The following is a 14701-nucleotide window of genomic DNA, read 5'->3' as shown; positions in this document are numbered from 1 at the left end:
GCGACGCTTTTGGTTTGTTCGCGCGTCGTGAGGCCAATCAACGCGCGTAGTTTACTTCACTTGTCGAGCAGAATGCGCAGCATACGACGCAGCGGTTCAGCAGCGCCCCACAGCAACTGGTCGCCCACCGTGAATGCCGACAGATATTCGCCGCCCATCGCGAGCTTGCGCACACGGCCAACTGGCACCGTCAGCGTGCCGGTCACCACTGCGGGCGACAGATCACGCATCGACGCTTCGCGCTCGTTCGGCACGACCTTGACCCAGTCGTTCGCCGACGCGAGGATGCCGTGCACTTCGTCGAGCGGCACGTCCTTCTTCAGCTTGATCGTGAGCGCCTGCGAGTGGCAGCGCATCGCGCCGATCCGCACGCACAGGCCGTCGACCGGAATCGAACCGGGCTCGCCCATGGCCGGCTTGCCGAGAATCTTGTTGGTTTCGGCGCCGCCCTTCCACTCTTCCTTCGACATGCCGTTGCCGAGATCCTTGTCGATCCACGGAATCAGCGAGCCCGCGAGCGGCACGCCGAAGTGATCCGTCGGCATGCTGTCGCTGTTCATCGCGGCGAGCACGCGGCGGTCGATATCGAGGATCGCCGACGACGGATTCGCGAGATCGTCCTTCACCGCGCCGTGCAGCGTGCCCATCTGCGCGAGCAGTTCGCGCATGTTCTGCGCACCCGCGCCCGACGCGGCCTGATACGTCATGGCCGTCATCCAGTCGACGAGGTTCTCGCGGAACAGGCCGCCCAGCGCCATCAGCATCAGGCTGACCGTGCAGTTGCCGCCGATGAAGTTCTTCTGGCCCTTCATCAGCGCGTTCTTGATCACGTCGAGGTTGACCGGGTCGAGGATGATGACCGCGTCGTCCTTCATGCGCAGCGACGAGGCCGCGTCGATCCAGTAGCCGTTCCAGCCTGCCGCGCGCAGCTTCGGGAAGACCTCGTTGGTGTAGTCGCCGCCCTGGCACGAGATGATCGTGTCGCACTGCTTCAGGTCGTCGATGCTCGACGCGTCCTTCAGCTTCGTCTCGTTTTTGGCGAACGACGGCGCGTTGCCACCCGCATTGCTCGTGCTGAAAAACACGGGTTCGATCAGATCGAAATCGCCTTCCTGCTGCATACGCTGCATCAGGACGCTGCCGACCATGCCGCGCCAACCTACGAGACCTACGTTCATGATTTCTTTACCCTTCGACTGGAAACTTCCCCGCTACTCTGCCGCCCGGCGTGACCGCGCGGGGAAGACGAGCGGGCACGACAGACGATCAGCGCTTCGTGATCGCTTTGCGGGTAATCGTTTTGGTGGTGATGGCGAGCTCAACCGCGCGGGCCGTTTTGCCGCGGAGGTGTGCAATCGAGGAGGGTTGAGCCATCTGTGCCATCGCGACAGTCTACACGAAAACCCGCTAAATGAGACCTAAACCGTTGATACTGGCCGTCTTTTTGCTTCAGCCGGCCCATGCGGATGCGCGCGGGCCGGCTTCCTGCGGAGACGTGACCGGCGCTTACAGCGCCTTCAGCACCGCGTCGCCCATCGCGGCCGTGCCGACCTGCTGGCAGCCCGGCGTCGCGATGTCGCCGGTGCGGTAGCCCTGCTCCAGCACCTTCTTCACCGCGCTTTCGATGCGATCGGCCTGCTCGGCCTTGTTCAGCGAGTAACGCAGCATCATCGCGGCCGAAAGAATCGTGGCCAGCGGGTTCGCCACACCCTTGCCCGCGATGTCCGGCGCCGAGCCGTGCGACGGCTCGTAGAGACCCTTGTTGTTCTTGTCGAGCGACGCCGACGGCAGCATGCCGATCGAACCGGTCAGCATCGCGGCTTCGTCGGACAGGATGTCGCCGAACATGTTGCCCGTGACGATCACGTCGAACGACTTCGGCGCCTTCACGAGCTGCATGGCCGCGTTGTCGACGTACATGTGCGACAGCTCGACGTCCGCGTATTCCTTCGACACGTCGATCATGATGTCCTTCCAGAACTGCGACGTTTCGAGCACGTTTGCTTTGTCGACGGAGGTCAGCTTCTTGCCGCGCTTCTGCGCCGCCTGGAACGCGACGTGCGCGATGCGGCGCACTTCGGGTTCCGAATAGCGCATCGTGTCGAAGCCTTCTTTCGCGCCTTCGAACAGGCCGTCCGGCGCCTGACGCACGCCGCGCGGCTGGCCGAAATAGATGTCGCCGTTCAGCTCGCGCACGATCAGGATGTCGAGGCCCGACACGATCTCTTCCTTCAGCGACGAAGCCCCCGTGAGCTGCGGATAGCAGATCGCCGGACGGAAGTTCGCGAACAGCTGCAGATGCTTGCGCAGGCCGAGAATCGCCTGCTCCGGGCGCAGTGCGCGCTCGAGCGAGTCGTACTTCCAGTCGCCGACCGCGCCGAACAGGATCGCGTCCGCTTCCTTCGCGAGCGCGAGCGTCGAATCGGGCAACGGGTGGCCCTTCGCCTCGTAGCCGGCGCCGCCCACCGGCGCTTCTTCGAGCTCGAATTTTTCGCCAAGCGCGTTCAGCACCTTGACGGCTTCCTTGACGATCTCGGGACCGATACCGTCGCCGGGCAAGACTGCGATCTTCATCCGATTTTCCTTTGGAGTTTGTATGACGGGGCGGCTGATGCCGACGAGCGATGGCCGACCGTGCATCGGTCGGCCATCGCGTTCAGCAGGCTGATCAGCGCACGAGCCGGTGGTTGAGCCACGGCTGCTTCGCGAGGCGCTCGGCCTCGAACTGGCGGATCTTGTCCGAGTGGCGCAGCGTGAGGCCGATGTCGTCGAAGCCGTTCAGCAGGCAGTACTTGCGGAAGCCCGCGACTTCGAACGGATACTCGCTGCCGTCGCCGCTACGCACGACCTGCGCTTCGAGGTCGATCGTCAGCGTGTAGCCGTTGAACGCATACGTCTCGTTGAACAGCTTGTCGACCTGCTGCTCGGTCAGCACGATCGGCAGGACGCCGTTCTTGAAGCAGTTGTTGTAGAAGATATCGGCGAAGCTCGGCGCGATCAGCGCGCGGAAACCGTACTGCTGCAACGCCCACGGTGCGTGCTCGCGCGAGCTGCCGCAGCCGAAGTTCTTGCGCGCGAGCAGGATCGACGCGCCCTGGTATCGCGGCTGGTTCAGCACGAAGTCCGGGTTCAGCGGACGCTTCGAGTTGTCCTGGCCCGGCTCGCCATGATCGAGATAGCGCCATTCGTCGAACGCATTCGGACCGAAGCCCGAGCGCTTGATCGACTTCAGGAACTGCTTCGGGATGATCGCGTCGGTATCGACGTTTTCGCGATCGAGCGGCGCCACGACGCCGGTATGTACAACGAATTTATCCATGATCCGTCACCTGATGTGCGTTAACCGAGCTTGCGGATGTCGACGAAGTGACCTTCGATCGCCGCTGCCGCCGCCATCGCGGGGCTCACGAGGTGGGTGCGGCCGCCCGCGCCCTGACGTCCCTCGAAGTTGCGGTTCGACGTCGACGCGCAGCGCTCGCCCGGGTCGAGCCGGTCGGCGTTCATCGCGAGGCACATCGAGCAGCCCGGCTCGCGCCATTCGAAGCCCGCGTCCGTGAACACCTTGTCGAGACCTTCGCGCTCGGCCTGCGCCTTCACGAGACCCGAGCCCGGCACCACCATCGCGAGACGGATGTTCGGCGCCACGCGGCGGCCGAGCTTCTTCACGACGTACGCGGCCGCGCGCAGATCTTCGATGCGGGCATTCGTGCACGAGCCGATGAAGATCTTGTCCGGCTTGATCGATTCGATCAGCGTATTCGGATCGAGCGCCATGTAGGTCAGCGCGCGTTCCATCGCGTCGCGCTTGACCGGATCCTTCTCGCGTTCCGGGTCCGGCACGCGTCCGTCGATGGCCGTCACCATTTCCGGCGACGTGCCCCACGTGACCTGCGGCACGATCTCCGCGGCATTGAGTTCGACGACGCGGTCGAAATGCGCACCCGCATCCGAATGAAACTGCTTCCAGTACTCGACCGCGTGATCCCACTCGACGCCCGTCGGCGAGAACGGCCGGTCTTTCAGGTACTGGATCGTCGTGTCGTCGACGGAGACCATGCCGGCGCGCGCGCCCGCTTCGATCGCCATGTTGCAGACCGTCATGCGGCCTTCCATCGACAGCGAACGGATCGTCGAGCCGCCGAATTCCATCGCATAGCCGGTGCCGCCCGCAGTGCCGATCTTGCCGATGATCGCGAGCACGATGTCCTTCGCGGTACAGCCGCGCGGCAGCGGGCCTTCGACCTTGATGAGCATGTTCTTGCTCTTCTTCTGCAGGAGCGTCTGCGTGGCCAGCACGTGCTCCACTTCCGACGTGCCGATGCCGTGCGCGAGCGCGCCGAACGCGCCGTGCGTGGACGTATGCGAGTCGCCGCAGACGATCGTCATGCCGGGCAGCGTCGCGCCCTGCTCAGGCCCGATGATGTGCACGATGCCCTGGCGCAGGTCGTTCATCTTGAACTGCGTGATGCCGTAGCTATCGCAGTTGCTGTCGAGCGTGTCGACCTGCAGCTTCGACACCGGATCCGCGATACCGTGGCTGCGGTCCGTGGTGGGCACGTTGTGATCGGAGACCGCCAGATTCGCGCTGATACGCCACACCGGGCGCTCGGCGAGCTTCAGGCCTTCGAACGCCTGCGGGCTCGTGACTTCATGCAGCAGGTGACGGTCGATATAGAGGAGCGCGGTGCCATCCTCTTCCGTGTGGACCACGTGCGAGTTCCACAATTTGTCGTAGAGAGTCTGTGCCATGATTTGCGGGGATAGAGGTGTCGAAGCAGCGGCCCGCGCGGCCGATTGAACCGGGTGGTGCGAGGCAATCGAAGCGCGTCCGCGTTCGACCGATTATGCCACGCCCGTTCGCCCCGAGAAGCCCCCTCGTCAGAAAAAACTCATTAAAAACAGTGAGTTGGGTGGTAGTGGCGATACCTGTATCAGCGGCACCCGCGAATGAAGCGTTGATTTCTTTGTGTTTTGGCGGATTGTGCTTCGCGGCAATCGCGCGCGGGCATCGTCGACAAAAACAAACACCCCGGTGAAACCTCCACCGGGGTGTCTTGAGAAGCTCTTGAGCAGCGACTGCCTGAGAAGGCTTAGCGCTTCGCGATCGGCTTCGCCTCGCGCGGCGTTTCGCCGATGAAGAGCTGGCGCGGACGGCCGATCTTCTGCTCGGGGTCGGCGATCATCTCGTTCCACTGCGCGATCCAGCCCACCGTACGCGCCATCGCGAAGATGCAGGTGAACATCGACGTCGGGATGCCCAGCGCGCGCTGCACGATGCCCGAGTAGAAGTCGACGTTCGGGTACAGCTTGCGCGACACGAAGTATTCGTCTTCGAGCGCGATCTTTTCGAGCGCCATCGCGAGCTTGAACAGCGGATCGTCGTGCAGGCCCAGTTCTTCGAGCACTTCGTGGCACGTTTCGCGCATCAGCTTCGCGCGCGGATCGTAGTTCTTGTACACACGGTGACCGAAGCCCATCAGCTTCACGCCCGAGTTCTTGTCCTTCACCTGCTTGATGAACTCAGGGATGTTGTCGACCGTGCCGATCTCTTCGAGCATGTTCAGTGCGGCTTCGTTCGCGCCGCCATGCGCCGGGCCCCACAGACACGCGATACCGGCCGCGATACACGCGAACGGATTCGCACCCGACGAACCGGCCAGACGCACGGTGGACGTCGATGCGTTCTGCTCGTGATCGGCGTGCAGGATCAGGATACGGTCCAGCGCGCGCACCAGCACGTCGTTGACCTTGTACTCTTCGCACGGGTTCGAGAACATCATGTGCATGAAGTTCGCGCTGTACGACAGATCGTTCTTCGGATACACGAACGGCTGGCCGATGCTGTACTTGTACGCCATCGCGACGAGCGTCGGCAGCTTCGCGATCATGCGGATCGCCGACACGTCACGGTGACGCGGGTCGTTGATGTTCAGCGAGTCATGGTAGAACGCCGACAGCGCGCCGACGGCCGCGACGAGAATCGCCATCGGGTGCGCGTCGCGACGGAAGCCACGGAAGAAGAAGTGCATCTGCTCGTGCACCATCGTGTGCTTCGTGACGGTGTTCACGAACTCCTCGTTCTGCGCGGCGTTCGGCAGTTCGCCCTTCAGCAGCAGATAGCAGGTTTCGAGGAAGTCGGCGTTCTGCGCGAGGTTGTCGATGGGATAGCCGCGGTACAGCAGTTCGCCCTTGTCGCCATCGATGTACGTGATTGCCGAATTGCAGGATGCCGTCGACATGAAACCCGGGTCGTACGTGAACTTGCCGGTCTGACCGTACAACTTGCGGATGTCGATCACGTCCGGGCCCATCGTGCCCTTGTAGATCGGCATTTCGACGCTCGGCGAATTGTCGCTGAACGATAGCGTGGCTTTTACATCAGACGGAGTCATGGCACATCCTCAATCGAAGAATGGAAACGGGGTTTCGATAATCTGCACGCCGGCCCTACATTACGTGCGCTAGACGCCGTGCGCTTTCACGCCGTGCGCGACTTCGCGACACCGCGACGCTCACGCGGTACGCAGCAGCGCCAGTACCCGTACGATGTCCGGGGTGGCAAGCTCGCCTTCCGGTTCCTTGCGTGCGAGCAGCAAGTCCATCAGGTCGTTATCGCTCAGCTCGAGCAGGCGCGTGAGTGCGCCCACGTCGGCATCGCTGAGATCCTGCTCGTATTTGCCGAAGAAACGCTCGAAGATGAGATCGTTTTCCAGCAGGCCGCGCCGGGCGCGCCAGCGAAGGCGCGCACGACGCAGCGGGTCAGACTGATGCGTGGAATCCATGTCAGACCGTACGGCGAACCATCAATTCCTTGATCTTGCCGATGGCCTTCGTGGGGTTCAGTCCCTTCGGGCACACATCGACGCAGTTCATGATGGTGTGGCAGCGGAACAGGCGGTACGGATCTTCGAGGTTGTCGAGACGCTCGCCCGTGGCTTCGTCGCGGCTGTCGGCGATGAAGCGGTACGCCTGCAGCAGGCCCGCCGGACCGACGAACTTGTCCGGGTTCCACCAGAAGCTCGGGCACGACGTCGAGCAGCTCGCGCACAGAATGCACTCGTACAGGCCGTCCAGCTCGTCGCGCTCTTCCGGCGACTGCAGACGCTCCTTCTCCGGCGGCGGCGTGTCGTTGATCAGGTACGGCTTGATCGAGTGGTACTGGTTGAAGAACTGCGTGAAGTCGCAGATCAGGTCGCGCACCACGGGCAGACCCGGCAGCGGACGCAGCACGATCTTCTGCGGCAGTTCGTTCAGGTTCGTCAGGCACGCGAGGCCGTTCTTGCCGTTGATGTTCATCGCGTCCGAACCGCACACGCCTTCGCGGCACGAACGGCGAAACGACAGCGTTTCATCCAGCGCCTTCAGCTTCACCAGCGCGTCGAGCAGCATGCGCTCGTGTTCGATCTCGAGCTCGTACGTCTGCATGCGCGGCGCTGCGTCCTTGTCCGGATCGTAGCGGTAGACTTCAAAAATTCGCTTGGCCATTTGAAATTCCCTTGATGAGGTCCGCGCACTGCGCGGACCGCTTGGCTCTTTAGAACGTACGCGCCTTCGGCGGCACCGATTCGACGGTCAGCGGCTTCATGTGCACCGGCTTGTAGTCGAGGCGATCGCCTTCGCTGAACCACAGCGTGTGACGCAGCCAGTTCTCGTCGTCGCGATGTTCGAAGTCGCTCTGCGCGTGCGCGCCACGGCTTTCCTTGCGGGCTTCCGCCGACACCATCGTCGCGCGCGCCACTTCGATCAGGTTCGCCAGTTCCAGCGCTTCGACACGTGCCGTGTTGAACACCTTCGACTTGTCCTTCAGGTGCACGTTGTTCACGCGCTCGGCCAGTTCGGCCACCTTGCCGACGCCTTCGGCGAGCAGCGCCGAGGTACGGAACACGCCCGCGTGCGTCTGCATCGTCGCGCGGATGTCGTTCGCGATGTTCTGCGTGTACTCGCCCGACGCCGACTTCTCGAGCTTGTCGAGACGCGCCAGTGCAAAATCGGCGGCATCGGCCGGCAGCGGCTTGTGGTCCTTGATCTCTTTCACGTGCTTGACGATGTGGTTGCCGGCCGCACGGCCGAACACCACGAGGTCGAGCAGCGAGTTCGTGCCGAGACGGTTCGCGCCGTGCACCGACACGCACGAGCACTCGCCGACCGCGTAGAAGCCGTTGACCGGCTCTTCGTGATCGCGCGACGTACCGACCACCTGGCCGTGCATGTTGGTCGGAATACCGCCCATCTGGTAGTGAATGGTCGGCACGACGGGGATCGGCTCTTTAATGCAGTCGACGTTCGCGAACTTCAGCGCGATCTCGCGGATCGACGGAAGACGCTTCATGATCGTCTCGGCGCCGATGTGCGACAGGTCGAGCAGCACGTGATCCTTGTTCGGACCCACGCCGCGGCCTTCCTTGATTTCCTGGTCCATCGAACGCGAGACGAAGTCGCGCGGCGCCAGATCCTTCAGCGTCGGCGCGTAGCGCTCCATGAAGCGCTCGCCGTTCGAGTTGCGCAGAATGCCGCCTTCGCCGCGCACGCCTTCGGTGATCAGCACGCCCGCGCCGGCCACGCCGGTGGGGTGGAACTGCCAGAACTCCATGTCCTGCAGCGCGATGCCCGAGCGCGCCGCCATGCCGAGGCCGTCGCCGGTGTTGATGAACGCGTTGGTGGACGCCGCGAAGATCCGGCCCGCGCCGCCCGTGGCGAACAGCGTGCACTTGCCTTCGAGGATGTAGACGTCGCCGGTTTCCATTTCCAGCGCGGTGACGCCGAGCACGTCGCCGTCAGCGTCGCGGATCAGGTCGAGCGCCATCCACTCGACGAAGAACTGCGTCTTCGCCGCGACGTTCTGCTGGTACAGCGTGTGCAGCAGCGCGTGACCGGTACGGTCCGCGGCCGCGCAGGCGCGCTGCACCGGCTTCTCGCCGTAGTTCGCGGTGTGGCCGCCGAACGGACGCTGGTAGATCGTGCCGTCCGCGTTGCGGTCGAACGGCATGCCCATGTGTTCGAGTTCGTACACGGCGTTCGGCGCTTCACGGCACATGAACTCGATCGCGTCCTGGTCGCCGAGCCAGTCGGAACCCTTGATCGTGTCGTAGAAGTGGTAGTGCCAGTTGTCTTCGCTCATGTTGCCGAGCGATGCGCCGATGCCGCCTTGCGCCGCGACCGTGTGCGAGCGCGTGGGGAACACTTTCGACAGCACGCAGACCGACAGGCCGGCACGCGCCAGTTGCAGCGATGCGCGCATCCCGGAGCCGCCCGCGCCGACGATCACCACGTCAAAACGGCGACGCGGCAGAGAATTCTTGATTGCAGCCATTCTTTTACACTCTCCAGAGAATCTGCGCAGCGTAGCCCGCACAGGCGAGCAGCCAGACGATCGTCAGTGCCTGAAGCACCAGGCGCAGGCCGACGGGCTTGATGTAGTCCATCCAGATGTCGCGGATGCCGACCCACGCGTGATAGAACAGCGACAGCAGCGTGACGAACGTGGCGAGCTTCATCCATTGGGTGGCGAAGATCGATGCCCAGCCGTCGTACGAGAAGTCTTGCGCGACGAAGAACCACACGAGCAGGATCACCGTGTAGATCGCCATGATGGTGGCGGTGACGCGTTGCGCGAGCCAGTCGCGCAGGCCATAGTGCGCGCCGACGACGAGGCGCTTCGAGCCGATTCGGTTATTGGCTGACATGGGTCAGAAGGCTCCGAAGAGTTTCGCCGCGACGGCGAGCGTGAGGAGGGACGAGGCGACGATCACGATGACCGAGGTACGCTTGCCGCTTTCCTTCGACACCGCGTTGTGGTTCGTGTCCATCACGAGGTGACGGATGCCGGCGCAGAAGTGGAACAGGAAGGCCCACGCGAGCACCAGCGTGATGATCTTGACGAGAGGATTGGCAAGGAAGTCCTTGAAGACTTCGAAGCTGATTTCGGAGGTGAGGCTTTGATCGAAGAGGTACAGCAGGAACGGAAGGAATACGAAAAGCAGCGCACCACTCACGCGGTGCAGGATCGACACACGCCCCGCTAGCGGGAGACGATATGCCGTCAAGATCTGCCCGATACCGATGTTCCGGTATTCCGGTCTCGGTTTTTTTACGGCTTCTGCCATGCTAGACCCCTACTATGTAGTAACACTAATCCGCAATTTTAGCGCCTTTTTATATCGCGATGCAGCGAAACGCCGGATCGGACCTGCGCGGAACGCGCAATAAAGACGCCATCGGAGCGGGCCGCGCGTGGGTCGCGGCGACGTCCGTCGAATCGCCCCTTCGAGTCAACTTTCAACTCAGGTCGTTCTGATAGTAGTACCCGGTTGTGACATACCATCCGCGCCGCACTTCGACCGGCCGGTCGCCGTACGTGTAGGACACGCGATCGACCGACAGCAGCGGAAAGCCCGGCGGCACGTTCAGCAGGTCGGCCACCGAAGGCTCGGCCGCGACCGCGCGGATCTTCTCCGACGCACGGATCATCCGCGTGCCGAACTCCGCCTCGAACATGGCGTACAGCGGGCCCTTGTACTCCGACAGCCGCTCGAGCGTGAGGCCGCGGAACACCCCGCCCGGCAGCCAGATTTCGTCGAGCACCGTGGCTTCGCCGTCGAACTGCAGCAGGCGCTTGATCAGCACGACCGGCTCGGCAGGCTTCAGATCGAGCTGCCGCGCGATCTCCGCCGACGCGCGCAGCCGCCGGCATTCGAGCAGCCTGCTCACGTGCGGGTGCTCGACGCCGTCATCGGCCAGCAATCTGAGGAAGCGAAACTGGGCGCGGTCTTCGTTGTGCGTCGCAACAAACGTGCCTTTGCCCTGGCGGCGCACCAGCAGGTTGTCCGCGGCGAGTTCGTCGATCGCCTTGCGCACCGTGCCCTGGCTCACCTTGTAGCGGCCCGCCAGTTCGACTTCGCTCGGGATGATCTCGCCCGGCTTCCATTCGCCAGACTCGAGACTCTGCGTGATGAGCGCCTTGATCTGCTGGTAAAGCGGGCTGAACGTGGGCGAAGCAACGGGTGCCGCGTCGCCCGATGAGGGCGCCGGACCGTCCGGATTCGCTGGGCTCGCCTGGTTCGCATTCATGGCGCGCATTTCATCATAAAGGCTCGCGCGGCGTCCAGACTTTTCCAGGCAATACATCTGTCTTATATAAGACATAAGATAAGGTTGACTTTGCCTCGGTCGACTCCTACACTCCTTGGCGAGCAAGGGTTTGCGGGCTGGTCTGCGGGCTGATTTTGCAGCCGTTCCATCTGAAAAGTATGGAAAAACCGGCACCGGAAGCCCCGCCGCATCGCGCTGTTCTCCCACGCAGTCAGGTTTCGATCCGCACGTCGAGGCTTCGCCAGACGCCCTCCCGAATCGTCCGCTGTCATCGAGTCCGGCGCCGCGCCGGCACCTGTCGACACGGCCGTCCAGCGCATGCGGCACCGCCCGTACGTTTCACGGCGCGGCCCGTATCGCGCATATAGAATGGCGTTTTCCCAAGCGTCTAACGCATCGTCCTGGAGATTATCAATGGCTAAGCCCGCAAAGCGTGTCGCCGTCACCGGCGCCGCAGGTCAAATCGGTTACTCCCTGCTGTTCCGCATCGCCAACGGCGACATGCTCGGCAAGGACCAGCCGGTCATCCTGCAACTGCTCGATCTCCCGCAGGCTCAGGCGGCCGTCAAGGGCGTCGTGATGGAACTCGAAGATTGCGCGTTCCCGCTGCTCGCCGGCGTGGTGGTCACGGACGACCCGAAGGTCGCGTTCAAGGATGCCGACGTCGCGCTGCTGGTCGGCGCGCGTCCGCGCTCGAAAGGCATGGAGCGCAAGGATCTGCTGTCGGCCAACGCCGAAATATTCACGGTGCAGGGCAAGGCGCTGAACGAAGTCGCCAGCCGCGACGTGAAGGTGCTGGTGGTCGGCAACCCGGCGAACACCAACGCGTACATCGCGATGAAGTCGGCGCCGGATCTGCCGAAGAAGAACTTCACCGCCATGCTGCGTCTGGACCACAACCGCGCGCTGTCGCAACTGGCTGCCAAGTCGGGCAAGCCGGTCGCCGCGATCGAAAAGCTCGCCGTATGGGGCAATCACTCGCCGACCATGTACCCGGATTTCCGCGTCGCGACGGTCGAAGGCCAGGACCTGACGAAGCTGATCAACGACGACGAATGGAACCGCAACACGTTCATCCCGACGGTCGGCAAGCGCGGCGCGGCGATCATCGAAGCGCGCGGCCTGTCGTCGGCGGCATCGGCGGCGAACGCGGCGATCGACCACGTGCGTGACTGGGTGCTCGGCACGAACGGCAAGTGGGTCACGATGGGCATCCCGTCGGACGGCTCGTACGGCATTCCTGAAGACATCGTCTACGGCGTGCCGGTCACGTGCGAAAACGGCGAGTACAAGCGTGTCGAAGGCCTCGCGATCGACGCGTTCTCGCGCGAAAAGATGGACGCCACGCTGAACGAACTGCTCGAAGAGCGCGACGGCGTGCAACACCTGCTCGGCTGATCGGCCGATGCAGAAAACCGGAGCTTCGCGCGAGCCTTCATGGGAAGTGAGCGAAGTTCCGGTGGTTCACGCAAGGCGCCCTTCACCGGCGCCGTGCAACGTGAGCGGCGGATGGCCGGATGCATGACCGCCGCCACGCCGCAGTTTCGCAACTGATCCGAACGCGCTTTGCTCGACTCTGGCCGACCACGATGCTTCACCACCGTCTTGCAGAGCGCGCCCGAATCCGTGTCCCGACAACCGTATGGCCGGCATCCCCGGCCGCTGCTGGCAATCGCTCCTGACGCCGACGATGCGCGCCCTCACTCCCGCCGAAGTGCTGTTTGACGGCGAAGCGCCGCCCAAGCTGCTGCCTGCCTGCGATCACTACGCGGGCAGCGAGAAGCTGATGCTGAAGTCGCTCGCGCTGCAACAGCAGCTGGGCCCCGTGTTCGACATCACGCTCGACTGCGAAGACGGCGCGCAGGTCGGCCGCGAGGCCGAGCACGCGGAACTGGTCGCGTCGCTGCTCGGCAGCGAGCACGACCGGTACGGCCGCATCGGCGTGCGCATCCACGACTTCCATCATCCGCACTGGCGCGACGACGTCCGCCTGATCCTGCGCGCGGCGAAGCGCCCGCCCGCCTACATCGCACTGCCGAAAATCCGCTCCGCCGCCGACGCCGCCGAGATGGTCGCGTTCATCGAAGCGGCGCGCCTCGAGATGAGCCTGCCCGAGCCGATTCCCGCGCAGTTGCTGATCGAGACGCATGGCGCGCTCGCGAGCGTGTTCCAGCTGGCCGCGCTGCGCGGCGTCGAAGCGCTGAGCTTCGGGCTGATGGACTTCGTCTCCGCGCATGACGGCGCGATTCCCGACACCGCGATGCGCTCGCCGGGCCAGTTCGATCATCCGCTCGTGCGGCGCGCCAAGCTCGAGATCGCCGCGGCGTGCCACGCGCATGGCTGCGTGCCGTCGCACAACGTCACGACCGAAGTGCGCGACATGAGCGTCGTGGCGAACGATGCGACCCGCGCCCGCAACGAGTTCGGCTACACGCGCATGTGGAGCATCCACCCCGCGCAGATTCCGGCGATCGTCGCCGCGTTTGCACCGCGCGACGAGGAAATCGCGACCGCCGCCGAGATCCTGCTCGCCGCGCAGCACGCGCAGTGGGGCCCGACACGCCACGGCGACACGCTGCACGATCGCGCGAGCTACCGCTACTACTGGTCGGTGCTGCGCCGCGCGCGCGCCACGGGCCGCACGGTGCCCGCCGAAGCCGCGCCGCTGTTCGGCCTGGACGATCTTTCGAAGGAGCCCACACGATGACCGCCATCGCCTCCGCCGGCGCCATGTTTCGCGCCGCTGTCGCCGCTGAAAAACCGCTGCAGGTGGTCGGCGCGATCAACGCGAATCACGCGCTGCTCGCGAAGCGCGCCGGCTTCAAGGCGATCTACGTGTCGGGCGGCGGTGTCGCGGCGGGCTCGCTCGGTCTGCCCGACCTCGGCATCTCGACGCTCGACGACGTGCTGACCGACGTGCGCCGCATCACCGACGTCTGCGATCTGCCGGTGCTCGTCGACGTCGATACCGGCTTCGGTCCGTCGGCGTTCAACATCGCCCGCACCGTGCAAGCACTGACGAAGGCCGGCGCCGGTGCAATGCACATCGAAGACCAGGTGGGCGCGAAGCGCTGCGGCCATCGTCCGGGCAAGGCGATCGTGTCGCAGGACGAGATGGTCGACCGCATCAAGGCCGCGGTCGATGCGCGCACGGACCCCGAGTTCGTCATCATGGCGCGCACGGATGCGCTCGCGGTGGAAGGGCTGCAGTCGGCGATCGATCGTGCGGCCGCGTGCGTCGAGGCCGGCGCAGACATGATCTTCCCCGAAGCGATGACCGAGCTCGGCATGTACCGGCAGTTCGCCGCGGCGGTCAAGGTGCCGGTGCTCGCGAACATCACCGAGTTCGGCTCGACGCCGCTCTTCACCGTCGACGAACTGCGCGGCGCGGACGTCTCGCTCGTGCTGTATCCGCTGTCGGCGTTCCGCGCCATGAACAAGGCCGCGGAAAACGTCTACACGGCGATCCGCCGCGACGGCAGCCAACAGGCGGTGCTGGACACGATGCAGACGCGTGCCGAACTGTACGAGCGCATCGGTTATCACGCGTACGAGCAGAAGCTCGACGCGCTGTTCAGCCAGAAGAAGTAAGCCTGCTCACAAGGAGACCGCT

Annotated in this window: 14 protein-coding genes; 3 read left to right on the top strand and 11 right to left on the bottom strand. The window is 64.0% G+C overall.

The features are described 5' to 3' along the window. Window positions 1-56: 56 nt before the first annotated feature. The 11 genes from asd to DVS29_RS16250 all read right to left on the bottom strand — a co-directional run bounded on the left by asd (window position 57) and on the right by DVS29_RS16250 (window position 11067). A complete protein-coding gene (asd, locus tag DVS29_RS16300) occupies window positions 57-1178 on the bottom strand; it encodes an aspartate-semialdehyde dehydrogenase (RefSeq protein ID WP_118181500.1) in 1122 nt (373 codons plus the stop codon). A 328-nt stretch (window positions 1179-1506) separates the two neighbouring features. Further along, window positions 1507-2574 (bottom strand): 3-isopropylmalate dehydrogenase, encoded by a 1068-nt coding sequence (leuB, locus tag DVS29_RS16295; protein WP_118181499.1) that lies wholly within the window; start codon window positions 2572-2574, stop codon window positions 1507-1509. Between the two features lie 94 nt (window positions 2575-2668). Beyond that, the gene (leuD, locus tag DVS29_RS16290; RefSeq protein WP_118181498.1) at window positions 2669-3319 is read right to left on the bottom strand and encodes a 3-isopropylmalate dehydratase small subunit; all 651 of its coding nucleotides are present in this window, start codon (window positions 3317-3319) and stop codon (window positions 2669-2671) included. A gap of 20 nt (window positions 3320-3339) precedes the next feature. Continuing rightward, window positions 3340-4749: a 3-isopropylmalate dehydratase large subunit gene (gene leuC / locus DVS29_RS16285; RefSeq protein ID WP_118181497.1), complete on the bottom strand. Its 1410-nt coding sequence runs from the start codon at window positions 4747-4749 to the stop codon at window positions 3340-3342. Window positions 4750-5090: 341 nt separating this feature from the next. Then, the gene (gltA, locus tag DVS29_RS16280) at window positions 5091-6392 is read right to left on the bottom strand and encodes a citrate synthase (protein ID WP_118181496.1); all 1302 of its coding nucleotides are present in this window, start codon (window positions 6390-6392) and stop codon (window positions 5091-5093) included. A 120-nt stretch (window positions 6393-6512) separates the two neighbouring features. Then, window positions 6513-6782 (bottom strand): FAD assembly factor SdhE, encoded by a 270-nt coding sequence (locus tag DVS29_RS16275; RefSeq protein WP_118181495.1) that lies wholly within the window; start codon window positions 6780-6782, stop codon window positions 6513-6515. 1 nt (window position 6783) lies between these two features. Then, window positions 6784-7485, bottom strand: coding sequence for a succinate dehydrogenase iron-sulfur subunit (locus DVS29_RS16270; protein WP_118181494.1), 702 nt, complete (start codon window positions 7483-7485; stop codon window positions 6784-6786). Window positions 7486-7534: 49 nt separating this feature from the next. Next, window positions 7535-9310: a succinate dehydrogenase flavoprotein subunit gene (sdhA, locus tag DVS29_RS16265; RefSeq protein WP_118181493.1), complete on the bottom strand. Its 1776-nt coding sequence runs from the start codon at window positions 9308-9310 to the stop codon at window positions 7535-7537. 4 nt (window positions 9311-9314) lie between these two features. After that, window positions 9315-9683, bottom strand: coding sequence for a succinate dehydrogenase, hydrophobic membrane anchor protein (gene sdhD / locus DVS29_RS16260; protein WP_118181492.1), 369 nt, complete (start codon window positions 9681-9683; stop codon window positions 9315-9317). 3 nt (window positions 9684-9686) lie between these two features. After that, on the bottom strand, window positions 9687-10103 hold the full coding sequence (gene sdhC, locus DVS29_RS16255) for a succinate dehydrogenase, cytochrome b556 subunit (RefSeq protein WP_118181491.1): 417 nt from the start codon (window positions 10101-10103) through the stop codon (window positions 9687-9689). A 172-nt stretch (window positions 10104-10275) separates the two neighbouring features. Continuing rightward, window positions 10276-11067, bottom strand: a complete 792-nt coding sequence (locus DVS29_RS16250; RefSeq protein ID WP_118181579.1) for a GntR family transcriptional regulator — start codon at window positions 11065-11067, stop codon at window positions 10276-10278. 435 nt (window positions 11068-11502) lie between these two features. Here DVS29_RS16250 and DVS29_RS16245 point away from each other — a divergent pair, with 435 nt between their 5' ends. The 3 genes from DVS29_RS16245 (at window position 11503) to prpB (ending at window position 14679) form a co-directional block, all read left to right on the top strand. After that, window positions 11503-12486 carry a malate dehydrogenase gene (locus DVS29_RS16245; protein ID WP_118181490.1) on the top strand — a complete coding sequence of 328 codons (984 nt, stop codon included), beginning with the start codon at window positions 11503-11505 and terminating at the stop codon, window positions 12484-12486. Window positions 12487-12778: 292 nt separating this feature from the next. Beyond that, on the top strand, window positions 12779-13795 hold the full coding sequence (locus DVS29_RS16240; RefSeq protein WP_118181578.1) for an HpcH/HpaI aldolase/citrate lyase family protein: 1017 nt from the start codon (window positions 12779-12781) through the stop codon (window positions 13793-13795). Continuing rightward, complete coding sequence (gene prpB / locus DVS29_RS16235) at window positions 13792-14679, top strand: methylisocitrate lyase (protein WP_118181489.1); 888 nt, start codon at window positions 13792-13794, stop codon at window positions 14677-14679. The genes DVS29_RS16240 and prpB overlap by 4 nt, the downstream gene beginning before the upstream one ends. The last annotated feature ends 22 nt before the right edge of the window (window positions 14680-14701 follow it).

Origin of the sequence: Paraburkholderia phosphatilytica, from assembly GCF_003443895.1 — a bacterium.
Lineage (GTDB): Bacteria > Pseudomonadota > Gammaproteobacteria > Burkholderiales > Burkholderiaceae > Paraburkholderia > Paraburkholderia phosphatilytica.
This window is presented reverse-complemented; position numbering and strand designations above follow the sequence as displayed.

Coding starts and splice junctions, on each gene's coding strand:
- asd (WP_118181500.1), bottom strand. CDS start 1,178: ATGAACGTAGGTCTCGTAGGTTGGCGCGGCATGGTCGGCAGCGTCCTG.
- leuB (WP_118181499.1), bottom strand. CDS start 2,574: ATGAAGATCGCAGTCTTGCCCGGCGACGGTATCGGTCCCGAGATCGTC.
- leuD (WP_118181498.1), bottom strand. CDS start 3,319: ATGGATAAATTCGTTGTACATACCGGCGTCGTGGCGCCGCTCGATCGC.
- leuC (WP_118181497.1), bottom strand. CDS start 4,749: ATGGCACAGACTCTCTACGACAAATTGTGGAACTCGCACGTGGTCCAC.
- gltA (WP_118181496.1), bottom strand. CDS start 6,392: ATGACTCCGTCTGATGTAAAAGCCACGCTATCGTTCAGCGACAATTCG.
- DVS29_RS16275 (WP_118181495.1), bottom strand. CDS start 6,782: ATGGATTCCACGCATCAGTCTGACCCGCTGCGTCGTGCGCGCCTTCGC.
- DVS29_RS16270 (WP_118181494.1), bottom strand. CDS start 7,485: ATGGCCAAGCGAATTTTTGAAGTCTACCGCTACGATCCGGACAAGGAC.
- sdhA (WP_118181493.1), bottom strand. CDS start 9,310: ATGGCTGCAATCAAGAATTCTCTGCCGCGTCGCCGTTTTGACGTGGTG.
- sdhD (WP_118181492.1), bottom strand. CDS start 9,683: ATGTCAGCCAATAACCGAATCGGCTCGAAGCGCCTCGTCGTCGGCGCG.
- sdhC (WP_118181491.1), bottom strand. CDS start 10,103: ATGGCAGAAGCCGTAAAAAAACCGAGACCGGAATACCGGAACATCGGT.
- DVS29_RS16250 (WP_118181579.1), bottom strand. CDS start 11,067: ATGAATGCGAACCAGGCGAGCCCAGCGAATCCGGACGGTCCGGCGCCC.
- DVS29_RS16245 (WP_118181490.1), top strand. CDS start 11,503: ATGGCTAAGCCCGCAAAGCGTGTCGCCGTCACCGGCGCCGCAGGTCAA.
- DVS29_RS16240 (WP_118181578.1), top strand. CDS start 12,779: ATGCGCGCCCTCACTCCCGCCGAAGTGCTGTTTGACGGCGAAGCGCCG.
- prpB (WP_118181489.1), top strand. CDS start 13,792: ATGACCGCCATCGCCTCCGCCGGCGCCATGTTTCGCGCCGCTGTCGCC.